The 11,338-nt window shown below is 69.7% G+C and carries 9 protein-coding genes and 1 pseudogene; 3 read left to right on the top strand and 7 right to left on the bottom strand.

All coding sequences use genetic code 11. The features are described 5' to 3' along the window. Nucleotides 1-134 (top strand): annotated as a pseudogene (locus DFP85_RS19170) (IS110 family RNA-guided transposase); the annotation flags it as partial. A 90-nt stretch (nucleotides 135-224) separates the two neighbouring features. Here DFP85_RS19170 and DFP85_RS18585 read toward each other — a convergent pair. The 5 genes from DFP85_RS18585 to DFP85_RS18605 all read right to left on the bottom strand — a co-directional run bounded on the left by DFP85_RS18585 (nucleotide 225) and on the right by DFP85_RS18605 (nucleotide 4,799). After that, entirely contained in the window at nucleotides 225-905 is a 681-nt protein-coding gene (locus DFP85_RS18585; RefSeq protein WP_133637896.1) for an ABC transporter ATP-binding protein, read from the bottom strand. 1 nt (nucleotide 906) lies between these two features. Next, nucleotides 907-1,650 (bottom strand): ABC transporter ATP-binding protein, encoded by a 744-nt coding sequence (locus tag DFP85_RS18590; RefSeq protein ID WP_133637897.1) that lies wholly within the window; start codon nucleotides 1,648-1,650, stop codon nucleotides 907-909. Further along, complete coding sequence (locus DFP85_RS18595; RefSeq protein WP_133637898.1) at nucleotides 1,643-2,674, bottom strand: branched-chain amino acid ABC transporter permease; 1,032 nt, start codon at nucleotides 2,672-2,674, stop codon at nucleotides 1,643-1,645. Before DFP85_RS18595 ends, DFP85_RS18590 begins: the two co-directional genes overlap by 8 nt. Beyond that, nucleotides 2,667-3,587: a branched-chain amino acid ABC transporter permease gene (locus DFP85_RS18600; protein ID WP_133637899.1), complete on the bottom strand. Its 921-nt coding sequence runs from the start codon at nucleotides 3,585-3,587 to the stop codon at nucleotides 2,667-2,669. Before DFP85_RS18600 ends, DFP85_RS18595 begins: the two co-directional genes overlap by 8 nt. 69 nt (nucleotides 3,588-3,656) lie before the next feature. Beyond that, on the bottom strand, nucleotides 3,657-4,799 hold the full coding sequence (locus DFP85_RS18605) for an ABC transporter substrate-binding protein (protein WP_133637900.1): 1,143 nt from the start codon (nucleotides 4,797-4,799) through the stop codon (nucleotides 3,657-3,659). A 339-nt stretch (nucleotides 4,800-5,138) separates the two neighbouring features. On the opposite strand from DFP85_RS18605, the gene rsd reads away from it, so the two are divergent. Then, entirely contained in the window at nucleotides 5,139-5,639 is a 501-nt protein-coding gene (rsd, locus tag DFP85_RS18610) for a sigma D regulator (RefSeq protein WP_133637901.1), read from the top strand. A gap of 94 nt (nucleotides 5,640-5,733) precedes the next feature. Here rsd and DFP85_RS18615 read toward each other — a convergent pair whose 3' ends face one another. Then, on the bottom strand, nucleotides 5,734-8,796 hold the full coding sequence (locus tag DFP85_RS18615; RefSeq protein ID WP_133637902.1) for an efflux RND transporter permease subunit: 3,063 nt from the start codon (nucleotides 8,794-8,796) through the stop codon (nucleotides 5,734-5,736). A 1-nt stretch (nucleotide 8,797) separates the two neighbouring features. Further along, the gene (locus DFP85_RS18620; RefSeq protein ID WP_133637903.1) at nucleotides 8,798-9,916 is read right to left on the bottom strand and encodes an efflux RND transporter periplasmic adaptor subunit; all 1,119 of its coding nucleotides are present in this window, start codon (nucleotides 9,914-9,916) and stop codon (nucleotides 8,798-8,800) included. 250 nt (nucleotides 9,917-10,166) lie between these two features. On the opposite strand from DFP85_RS18620, the gene DFP85_RS18625 reads away from it, so the two are divergent. Continuing rightward, nucleotides 10,167-11,141: a malate dehydrogenase gene (locus DFP85_RS18625; RefSeq protein WP_133637904.1), complete on the top strand. Its 975-nt coding sequence runs from the start codon at nucleotides 10,167-10,169 to the stop codon at nucleotides 11,139-11,141. The last annotated feature ends 197 nt before the right edge of the window (nucleotides 11,142-11,338 follow it).

An 11,338-nucleotide genomic window follows, 5' to 3' on the forward strand; every position in this document is an offset into this window, starting at 1 on the left:
CGCAGTACGCGAGGCTACGCAGAGCGGGTAAGCCGACGATGACAGCCTTGGGGGCTGCCATGCGCAAGCTGGTGCATATCGCTTTCGGCGTCTTGAAGTCACAAACCGAATATCGGCCACAACCAACTCAGTGAGGGTTGCGGTCGGTTAGGAGAGACGGTATCTCCTCTTCAGCTTGTCCCCGGCGCCCCTCGTCATGTCCAACAGCGATTCCCAAAGGGCAGTTAGACACCGAGGTAGCGGTCGCGGACGCCGGCGTCCAGCGCCTCGGGCGGTCCCGTCCATGCCGTGCGTCCCTTCTCGAGGATGGTGCAGCGGTCGACGACCGGCAGCAGCTCGCCCAGCGACTTGTCGACGATCAGGGTCGACTGCCCCTGCGACTTGATCACCCTCAGCGCCGACCAGATCTCCTGACGGATCACCGGTGCCAGCCCCTCGGTCGCCTCGTCGAGCACCAGCAGGCGCGGGTTGGTCATCAGGGCACGGCCGATGGCGAGCATCTGCTGCTCGCCGCCGGAGAGCGTGGCCGCCATCTGGCGGCGTCGCTCGGCGAGCCGGGGAAAGAGGGTCTCGACCCGCGCCCGGTTCCAGGGGCCGGGGCGGGCGGTGACCACCAGGTTCTCGCGTACCGAGAGGTTGGGAAAGCAGCGCCGGCCCTCCGGTACCAGCCCCAGGCCGCACTGGGCGATGCGGTAGGCCGGCAGGCGCCGCAGGTCCCGCGACTCGAAGGTGATGCGTCCGCGCCGCGCCGGCGTCAGCCCGAACAGCGAGCGGATGGTGGTGGTCTTGCCCATGCCGTTGCGCCCCATGAGCGCCACCATCTCGCCCGCCTCGACCTGCAGGCTGACGCCGAACAGCGCCTGGGACGGCCCGTAGAAGGTCTCGATGTCGCTGATCTCGAGCATCTCAGTCTCCCAGGTAGGCGTCGCGGACGCGTGGGTCCCGGCGGATGGCCTCGCCGTCGCCATGGGCGATGATGCTGCCCGCCACCAGCACGGAGATGCGGTCCGCCAGCCGGAACACCGCGTCCATGTCATGCTCGATCAGCAGGATGGGGACCTCCTCCTTCAGGGTCTCGAGCAGTTCGGTGAGCCGTGCCGACCCCTCGGGGCCGAGCCCGGCCATGGGCTCGTCCAGCAGCAGGACCCGGGGCTCGAGGACCAGCGCGCAGGCCACCTCCACCTGGCGGCGCTCGCCGTGGGAGAGTGCCGCCACTGGCGTGTCGGCGTGGTGGGCGAGGTGCATGCGCTCGAGGGCCGCGTGGGCGGGGGCCAGCAGGCTCGGGTCGCTGGCCGCCGGTCGCCAGAAGCGGAAACTGTGCCCCTGCAGCGCCTGGGCGCCGATCATCACGTTGCGCAGCACGCTGAGCGGTTCGGCCAGGCACGAGACCTGGAAGCTGCGCCCCAGGCCGAGGCGGGCCCGGCGGGCGACCCCCAGGGCGGTGATGTCGCGCGCCCCCAGGTGGATCTGCCCGGCATCGGGCCTCAGGCTGCCGGCGATCTGGGCGATCAGCGTCGACTTGCCGGCGCCGTTGGGCCCGATCAGGGCATGGATCTCGCCGGCCCTGAGGTCCAGCGACACGTCCTGGGTGGCCTGCAGGGCACCGAAGCGCTTGTGCAGGCCGGTCATCGACAGCACGGGCTCACACATGGCGCTCGCTCCCGGCCAGCCAGCCGATCACGCCCTGCCTGGCGAACAGCACCACGCCCAGCAGCACCAGGCCGAGGAAGAACTGCCAGTATTCGGTCAGCCCCCCCAGCAGGGTCTCCATCATCACGAAGAGGATGGCCCCGGCGAGCGGCCCGTAGAGGCGGCCGACTCCTCCCAGGATGACGATCACCATCAGCTCGCCGGAGAGGTGCCAGCTCAGCATGGAGGGGCTGACGAAGCCGTTGAGGTCCGCGTAGAGGGCACCGGCCAGGCCAGTGATCATCGCCGAGATGACGAAGGCCACCAGGCGGATGGGGAAGGGCGAGATACCGGCGGTGGCCAGGCGGGTCTCGTTGAGCCGCGCCATGGTCAGGGCGGCCCCGAAGCGGGACTTCATCAGTCGCGAGGTGAGCGCCAGGGAGAGCACCAGGCCCGTGAAGCAGACCAGGAAGAAGCTCAGGGCGTGGTTGGTGTCGAGCCCGGGCAGGGTATTGCGCAGGTAGATCGGCAGGCCATCCTCGCCGCCATAGTCGGGCCAGGAGTTGGCGAAGTAGTAGGCCATCTGGGCGAAGGCCAGGGTGATCATGATGAAGTAGACCCCGGTGGTGCGCAGCGAGATGGCGCCGATCACCAGGGCGAGCAGGCCGCAGAGCAGCACGGCCGACAGCCAGATCACCAGCATGTCGTTGCTGCCGGGCAGGCCCATCACCAGGCTGCCGTCGAAGGCGTGGTAGGCGCTGATGCCGCTCACGTAGCCGCCCAGCCCGAAGTAGGCGGCATGGCCGAAGCTGACCATGCCGCCGAAGCCGATGGCCAGGTTCAGCCCCACGGCGGCCATGGCCACCAGGGCGATGCGCGAGGCGAGGTTGATGTAGAAGACCTCGCCCAGCAGGTGGGCGGCGACCGGGGCCAGCAGCATCAGCGCCAGCAGCGTGCCATGCACCAGGCGTTGGCGGTCCAGCCAGCGGCCCGTGCCGGACGGGCGCTGCGCGGCAGGGTTGGTCGTGGGATGGAGCCTAGTCATGGGCGGCAAAGAGTCCCTTCGGCTTGAAGGCCAGTATCACCGCCATGAGGATGTAGATCAGCATGGCGGCCAGGGCGGTCCCCGCGCCGGCGGCGTCCGACGGCGCCATGAATTGCCCGAACAGGGCGGGAAGGAAGACCCGGCCCAGGGTATCCACCAGGCCGACCAGCAGGGCACCGAGCAGGGCGCCCTTGATCGAGCCGATGCCGCCGATCACGATCACCACGAAGGCGAGGATCAGCACCGGCTCGCCCATGCCCACCTGCACGGACTGCAGGGCGCCCACCAGTGAGCCGGCCAGGCCTGCCAGGGCGGCACCCAGGGCGAACACCAGGGTATAGAGCCGGCGGATGTTGACCCCCAGGGCGCCGATCATCTCGCGGTCGCTCTCGCCGGCACGGATGCGCATGCCCAGCCGGGTATGCGCAATCAGCAGGTAGAGGCCGGCGGCCACGACCACGCCCACGGCGATGATCACCAGCCGGTAGACGGGGTAGCGGGAGCCGCCGGGCAGGGCCACCGACCCGGACAGCGCCTCTGGCGGGCTGAGCCACAGCGGCGCGGAGCCGAAGAGCCAGCGGGTGCCCTCGGAGAAGATCAGGATCAGCGCGAAGGTGGCGAGCACCTGGTCGAGGTGCTGGCGCCGGTAGAGGCGGCGTATCACCAGCAGCTCGACGATGGCGCCCGCCGCGGCGGCCGCCAGCACGCCGGCCGCCAGCCCCAGCAGGAAGGAGCCGGTCGAGGCGGTGGCCAGAGCGGTGACATAGGCCCCGACCATGTAGAAGGAGCCATGGGCCAGGTTGATCAGCCCCATGACCCCGAACACCAGGGTCAGGCCGCTGGCCATCAGGAAGAGCATGGTGCCGAGCTGCAGGCCGTTGATCAGTTGCTCGATCAGCAGGGTGACGGACACGTCGGGCATCCTTCGGGAAACGAGGGGGGAGGCGGCGCCGGGACCTCGCCCGGCCCGGCGCCGCGACGATCACATCCGGCACTGCTCGGCATAGACGTCCTGGATGTCCTCGACGGCCAGGCCGACCAGGCGGTTGGTCGGCTCACCGTCTTCGCCCTCGACCACCTCGCGGACATGGATGTCCTGGATCGGGTGGTGGTTCGGGCCGAAGCGGAACTTGCCGCGTACCGAGTCGAAGTCGGCCTCGCGCAGGGCCTCGCGGAAGGCGTCCTGGTCGTCGGGGTGGGCTTTTTCCAGGGCGGAGAGGATCAGGCGGGCCGTGTCATAGCCCTGGGCGGCATAGAGGGTCGGGGTCCGCTCATAGGCCTCGCGGAAGCCCTCGACGAAGGCCTGGTTGGCCGCGTTCTCCAGGTCGTAGGCCCACTGCGAGGTGTTCATGGCCCCGATTGCGGCGCTGCCCACCGCCTTGATGATCGTCTCGTCGAACGAGAAGGCCGCCCCGAACACCGGCATCTCCACCCCCGAGTTCTCCCACTGCTTCATGAAGGAGATGCCCATGCCGCCGGGCAGGAAGAAGAACAGGCTGTCGGCGTCGCTGGCGCGGATCCTGGCGATCTCGGCGGCGTAGTCGGTCTGGCCCAGCTGGGTGTAGACCTCGTCGACGACCTCGCCATCAAAGAGGTGCTTGAAGCCGGCGAGGGCATCGGTGCCGGCGGGATAGTTGGGCGCCATCAGGATGGGGGCCTCGTAGCCCTGCTCGCGCATCCAGGCACCCATCGCGCCATGCAGATTGTCGTTCTGGTAGGCCACGTTGAAGTAGTTCTCGTGGCACATCTTCCCGGCCAGCGCCGAGGGGCCGGCATTGGGCGAGAGGTAGAAGGTCCCCTGGCGGACCACCGAGGGCACCACGGCCATGGCCAGGTTGGACCAGATGATGCCGGTCATGATGTCGACCTCGTCGCGCTGCATGAACTCGTTGGAGAGCGTCTTGGCGAGGTCGGGGCGGCGGGCGTCGTCCTGGATCAGGACCTCGATGTCGTCGCGGCCTGCCTGGTTGATGGCGAGCATGAAGCCGTCGCGGACATCGACGCCCAGATGGGAGCCACCGCCCGAGAGGGTGGTGATCATGCCGATCCTGACCTCCTCGGCCTGGGCCGTGGCCACGGCGGTCGTCATCAGCAGGCCGAGGCCGGCGCGGGTCAGCTTGTTCATGGGAATCCCCTCCAGAGTCCTGATGGCGTGACGTTATGATGGCGGCGGCACGGCGGCTGGCGCCGACGCAAGGTACCGCTACGACGGTACTGACATACGGTACTGACATACGGTACTGACATACGGTACTACGAATACCGGGATGGTCTCTCCACGCTCCTCTCGCGCTCCCCGACGACCGCTCCTCCTGCCCATCCTCGCGAGCAAGCCACGGCGACTCAAGTGCCGCGTCGCGCCGAGGCGGCAACGGGATTGACAGCGGGCCCGGCAGGCGCGAGTCTGTCAGCTCGCGGGTCGAGTGCCCCGAGTGGCTGGCCGCATCGGGCAAGGGAGGCACCCATGCTGGAAGACTGCAAGAATGCCCTGGAGCGCTGGGGCGGCGTGCACGAGCTGATCGATCGCTGGCTCCACGAGCGCCGTGAGCTGCTGATCCATTTCGCCGCGCTGAAGCAGGCCTGTGACGCCGAGCTCGAGGCGGTGAGTGCGCAGCGCGTCGATACCTTCGGCGAGCTGCTGATGGACTATATCAGCGCCGGCCACTTCGAGGTCTATCCGCAGCTGCGGGAGGAGGCCAAGGCCTTCGACGACCACCAGGCCCTTGAGCTCGCCGATCGCCTGCTCGAGCGCCTGGAGATGTCCACCGAGCTGGTGCTCTCCTTCGATCGCGACTACGACAGTCCCGCCCGCGCCCAGCACCACATGCGACGTCTCCCCGCCTGGCTCGACCGCCTGAGCCGCGGGCTCAGCGAGCGCTTCACCCTCGAGGATCAGCTGATCGCCCGCCTGCATGCGGCCCATGCGCCGGATGCCGCTCGCGCCGAGGCCGATACCCGCGCCTGAGCGCAACGCCCTCCCGCAAGGCAACGCCCCATCGGCTCCCGAGGTCGATGGGGCGTTGTCGTGTCGGGGGGCGTATAAGCCTGATGCCAAGCGCCTAGAGCCGGCGGTCGAACCTTGCGCCGAGCACCAGCATGCAGGGGGTGAGCAGCAGGGTCAGACCGGTGGCGAAGGTCAGGCCGCCGGCGATGGCGCTGGAGAGCTGGGTCCACCACTGGGTCGAGGGCGCGCCCAGCCCCAGGCTCGGCGTGATCAGGTCGACGTTGACGCCCAGCACCATGGGCGCGAGGCCCAGCACCGTGGTCACGGCGGTGAGCAGCACCGGGCGCAGGCGCAGGCCACCGGCCTCGAGGGCCGCCTCCCCGGGAGCGAGCCCCTCGCCGCGCAGCTGGTTGTAGGTATCGATCAGCACGATGTTGTTGTTCACCACGATGCCCGCCAGGGCGATGATGCCCATGCCCACCATGACGATGCCGAAGGGCTGGGCATTGGCGAGCAGGCCGAGCAGCACGCCGGCGGTGGAGAAGACGATGGCGGAGAGCACCAGCGCCGCCTGGTAGAGGCTGTTGAACTGGGTGACCAGGATCAGCGCCATCAGGCAGATCGCCACCAGGAAGGCAGTAGCCAAAAAGCGCATCGCCTGCTGCTGGTCCTCCTGCTCGCCGGCCACGTTGACCCTCACCCCCTCGGGCGGCGCCCCCGCCGCCTCGAGCAGCGCTCGCAGCCGTTCGTCGGGGCTTCGGTCCGGTTCCACGTCGGCCTCCAGGGTGATGGCCCGGCGCCCGTCGATGCGGTGCAGGGTACCCACCTTGGGCGCCGGTTCCAGCGAGACGAAGTGCGATATCGGTACCTGGCCGCGGCGGGTATTGAGGCTCAGGCGACCCAGCTGGTCCAGCGAGCGGGCCCCCTGCGGCAGGCGCACCCGGATATCCACCTCGTCGTTGACGCCGGCGGGGCGGTAGCTCGCCACCTGCAGCCCGGTGGTGATCAGCTGCACGGCACTGCCTACGCTTGCCACGTCGGTGCCGAAGCGGGCGGCGGCCTCGCGGTCCACCTTCACCCGCCACTCCACGCCCGGCAGGCTGCGGTCGTCCTCGATGTCGCGGAAGCCGCCCAGCTCGCCCATGGTCCGGCGCAGTTCGGCAACGGCCCGGTCGGCCAGGGCCGGCTCCTCGGCGCTGATCTCCAGCACGATGGGCTTGCCGCCGGCCGGCCCCATCTCCTGTTCGCGGAACTCCAGCTGGATGCCCGGCAGGTCGCGGGTGCGCTCGGCCATCTCGGCCAGTATCGCGCTGGCCGGGCGGCGCCGCTGCCAGTCGATCAGCTGGAACTGCAGCACCCCCACGACATCGCCGCCGAGCTGCTGGTCGGGCACGGCGAAGGAGCGCGCATAGAGCGCCTGGACCTCGCTCATGCCGGCGAGTCGCGCCTCGACCCGCCGCACCACGGCATCGGTCTCCGCGGCGGAGAAGTCGCCTCGCGAGCGCACCAGCACCTGGGCGGTATCGGGCTCGACGCTGGGGAAGAACTCGACACCGTGGTTGAAGCGGGCGTAGCCGGTGTAGATCAGCGCCATCAGCAGCAGGGCAACCAGCAGGGTGAGACCCGGCCAGGCGAGCAGGCGGGCCAGCAGGCCCCGGTAGAGCCGCCCGCCGGCGGTGACCAGTTCGGCATCGCGGCTGGCGCCGGCGCTGCGCACGCCGAACACGCCGCCCAGGGTGGGCAGGAACACCAGCGCCATGGCCAGCGACGCCAGCAGGCAGAGGATCACCGTGATCGGCAGATACTTCATGAACTGGCCCACCACGCCGGGCCAGAAGAGCAGCGGCACGAAGACCGCCAGGGTGGTGGCGGTGGAGGCGATCACCGGCCAGCTCATGCGCGTGGCGGCCCGGATCCAGGCCTCCCGCGGCGGCTGCCCCTGGCGAAGGTGGCGGTCGGCCAGCTCGCTGACCACGATGGCGCCGTCCACCAGCATCCCGGCGACCAGGATCAGCGCGAACATCACCACGATGTTGAGGGTATAGCCGAGGGCCCAGATCAGCAGGATGCCGGTGAGAAAGGCCCCGGGAATGGTCAGGCCCACCATCAGCGCCGAGCGCAGGCCCATGGCGGCCAGGATCAGCACCAGCACCAGCACCACCGCGGTGACCACGTTGTTGAGCAGTTCCGAGAGGATGTCGCGCACGGTCTCGGACTGGTCGAGGATGGTGGTGATCTCCAGTTCGTCGGGGATCAGGCCTTCCGCCTCGTCGAGCAGCCCCTGAACCTGGGAAACGGTGGCGATGATGTTGGCGCCGGCCCGCTTGGAGATCTCCAGCACCAGGGCCGGCTGGTCGTCGATGCGGGCGAAGCCCTCGGGGTCCTTGAAGGTGGGACGGATCCAGGCCACGTCACCGAAGGTCACCACCCGGTCGCCGTCGATCTTCACCGGCATCGCCATGACATCCTCGAGGCGCTCGATGATCCCCGGCACCTTGAGCGCCTGGCGTCCGGTGCCGGTGTCCAGGCTGCCCGCCGCCACCAGGCGATTGTTGCGGCTGACCAGGTCGAACAGGGTGGCGAAGTCGACCCCGTAGCTGTCGAGTACCAGGGGGTCGACGACGATCTCCAGCAGGTCCTCGCGGTCGCCACCGATCTCCACCTCGAGCACCTCGGGGATACCCTCGATCTCCTCCTGGAAGCGGCGCGCCACGGCCAGCCGCTGGCGCTCCTCCAGCGGGCCGGCCAGGCCGATGGAGAGCACCGGGAAGAGCGCCACGTTGACCTCCGTGACCCTCGGCTCGTCGGCCTCGGCGGGCAGCTCGGCGCGGGCGATGTCGACCTTCTCGCGCACGTCGGTCAGCGCCTGGTCGGGGTCGAAACCGGCATCGAACTCCAGGGTGACCGCGGCGTGGCCTTCACTTGCCTGGGCGGTCATCTTGCGCAGCCCCTCGATGCTGCGCAGCTCCTGCTCCATGGGGCGCACCAGCAGCCGCTCGCCGTCCTCGGGGCTGACGCCCTCCAGCGACATCGAGACATAGATGATGGGGATGGTGACGTCGGGGTTGGCCTCCTTGGGGATCGCCTGCCAGGCGGCGAGCCCCGCCAGCAGCAGCGCGACCAGCAGCAGCAGGGTAGTGCGCGAGCGATCCAGCGCCGCCTCGATCAGGGAGCGCATGTCAGGGCACGTCTCCGGACGCGTCCGTGCCGGCCTGCGGGCTGACCGTCTCGGCGGGGACGGCCTCTACCCGCTCGCCGGCCTCGACGAAGCCGCCCCCCAGGGTGATCAGGCGGACCCGTTCGGGCAGCCCGGCCACCCGGGCGGTCTCGGCATCGGCACTGACCAGCTCGACCGGGGTGAGGTGCACCCGATCGTCGTCGTCCAGGTGCTTGACCGCCAGTCGGCCGTCGCCATCGAGCTCGAGCAGGGCAGGGGAGAGGCGATGCACCCGGCGCTCGGGCAGGCGGATGACCAGGGTGGCGCTGGCGCCGGCCAGGCGGCGCCCCTCGGGATTGGCCAGCGTCGCCTCGACGGGGAAGCTGCGGGTGCTCTCCTCGGCGCGGCTGGCGACGTGGCTCAGCTCGCCGGGGAGGCGGGTGCCGTCGAGCAGCTGGATCTCGACGGGCAGCCCGGGGGAAAGCGACAGGGCATCCCGCTGGGGGGCCGCGGCGAGGGCCGTGAGCCGCGAGTCATCGACTAGCCGGCCCCAGGCCTCGCCGACCTGCACCAGGTCGCCGAGCTCCACATCGAGGCGGTCCAGCACGCCGTCGAAGGGCGCCTCGGGTCGGGTGTCGTCGAGCTGGCGACGCAGGGCGGCGACCTCCGCCAGGGCCTGGCTGACGCCGCTCTTCAGGCGCAGGTAGTCGGGGTTGGAGATCAGCTCGCGACGGCGCAGCTCCTCGGCGCCGGCCAGTTCGGCCCGTGCCAGGGCCAGTTCGGCCTCGGCCTGCTCGAGCCGGGCGGGCAGCTCCTCGCGGGCCAGGGCCAGCAGGGTCTCGCCCTGGCGGACCCGTTCGCCCAGGGCCACGGGCAGCGCCTCCACCCGGCCCGCCTGGCGGGCGCGCAGCTCCACCTCGCGGTGAGCCTCGAGTTGGCCCTGCAGCACCAGCCGGGGCGCGTGGGTCTGCGCCTGGCGCTCCGTCACCTCGACCCGGGTCGGGGCCGGCCCTGCGGCCTCATCACTCGCGGGCGCGGTATCCCGGAAGCCCTCGATGTCACCGAGTGCCAGCCAGACCAGCAGCAGGCAGGCCAGTCCGATGGCGAGCAGGACGGAGAGCGGGGGGAGACGACGAGGCATTCGGACCTTCCCTGGTGCGGCGCGACGTTCGAGAGCGGGGCCTTTCGGCCCGGGTCGGCAGGCCGCCAGCATAGCGCAGCGGATGGCGGGGTGTCGCCGGGGGTGGCGGACCTAGCCGCAGGTCGAATTGAGTTTTGTGCAGTGCAGGCATACCATCTTTGCGGTTCGAATTCCGGCCAGGGCAGGCGGCATGCCGGCCCGGCTCATCCTCACGGCGACAACCCGCGCGTTGAAAACCCAAGGAGCCACCATGAAAGACCCCGTCCGTATTGCCATCACCGGTGCTGCCGGCCAGATCAGCTACTCGCTCGCCTTCCGGATCGCCTCCGGCGACATGCTGGGCAAGGACCAGCCGGTCATCCTGCAGCTGCTGGAGATCCCGCCGGCCATGGACGCCCTCAACGGCGTGGTGATGGAGCTCAACGACTGCGCCTTCCCGCTGCTCCAGGACATCGTCGCCACCGACGATGCCAATGTCGCCTTCAAGGATGCCGACTTCGCCCTGCTGGTCGGTGCCCGTCCGCGCGGTCCGGGCATGGAGCGCAAGGACCTGCTGGAAGCCAATGCGGCGATCTTCTCCGTGCAGGGCAAGGCGCTCAACGACAACGCCAGCCGCGACGTGCGCGTGCTGGTGGTGGGCAACCCGGCCAACACCAACGCCCTGATCGCCTCCTGCAACGCGCCGGATCTGGACGCGGGCCAGTTCACCGCGATGATGCGTCTGGACCACAACCGCGCCAAGACCCAGCTGGCCCAGAAGACCGGCAAGCACGTCACCGACGTCGAGCAGATGATCGTCTGGGGCAACCACAGCGCGACCCAGTATCCCGATCTGGCCCACTGCAAGGTGGATGGCACCCCGGCCTTCGACCTGGTCGAGCGTGACTGGTACGAGAAGGACTTCATTCCCACCGTGCAGCAGCGCGGTGCCGCCATCATCAAGGCGCGCGGTGCCTCCTCCGCGGCCTCCGCGGCCTCCGCGGCCATCGATCACATGCGCGACTGGGCGCTGGGCACCGACGAGGTGGTGAGCATGGGCATTCCCGCCGACGGCAGCTACGGCGTCGAGCCCGGCATCATGTATTCCTACCCGGTCGTCTGCAAGGACGGCAAGTACGAGATCGTCCAGGGCCTCGAGGTCAACGAGTTCAGCCGTGGCCGCATGAAGGCCACCGAGGACGAGCTGCGCGAGGAGCGCGCCGCCGTCGAGCATCTGCTGGGCTGATCGCCCTTCGGGCGAAGCGCCAAGCTACAAGCGCCGAGCTACAAGCGAACCCCGAGGCCATCGCCTCGGGGTTCGTTTTTGTTCGGGAGCAACACACACTGATGGCCGCTTGGCCGCTTGGCCGCTTGGCCGCTTGGCCGCTTGGCCGCTTGGCCGCTTGGCCGCTTGGCCGCTTGGCCGCTTGGCCGCTTGGCCGC

The sequence above is a fragment of the Halomonas ventosae genome (genome assembly GCF_004363555.1).
In the GTDB taxonomy this organism is placed as follows: domain Bacteria; phylum Pseudomonadota; class Gammaproteobacteria; order Pseudomonadales; family Halomonadaceae; genus Halomonas; species Halomonas ventosae.

Excerpts from the sequence above, each read along its gene's own strand:
- DFP85_RS18585 (WP_133637896.1), bottom strand. The coding sequence starts at position 905 with ATGCTCGAGATCAGCGACATCGAGACCTTCTACGGGCCGTCCCAGGCG.
- DFP85_RS18590 (WP_133637897.1), bottom strand. The coding sequence starts at position 1,650 with ATGTGTGAGCCCGTGCTGTCGATGACCGGCCTGCACAAGCGCTTCGGT.
- DFP85_RS18595 (WP_133637898.1), bottom strand. The coding sequence starts at position 2,674 with ATGACTAGGCTCCATCCCACGACCAACCCTGCCGCGCAGCGCCCGTCC.
- DFP85_RS18605 (WP_133637900.1), bottom strand. The coding sequence starts at position 4,799 with ATGAACAAGCTGACCCGCGCCGGCCTCGGCCTGCTGATGACGACCGCC.
- rsd (WP_133637901.1), top strand. The coding sequence starts at position 5,139 with ATGCTGGAAGACTGCAAGAATGCCCTGGAGCGCTGGGGCGGCGTGCAC.
- DFP85_RS18615 (WP_133637902.1), bottom strand. The coding sequence starts at position 8,796 with ATGCGCTCCCTGATCGAGGCGGCGCTGGATCGCTCGCGCACTACCCTG.
- DFP85_RS18620 (WP_133637903.1), bottom strand. The coding sequence starts at position 9,916 with ATGCCTCGTCGTCTCCCCCCGCTCTCCGTCCTGCTCGCCATCGGACTG.
- DFP85_RS18625 (WP_133637904.1), top strand. The coding sequence starts at position 10,167 with ATGAAAGACCCCGTCCGTATTGCCATCACCGGTGCTGCCGGCCAGATC.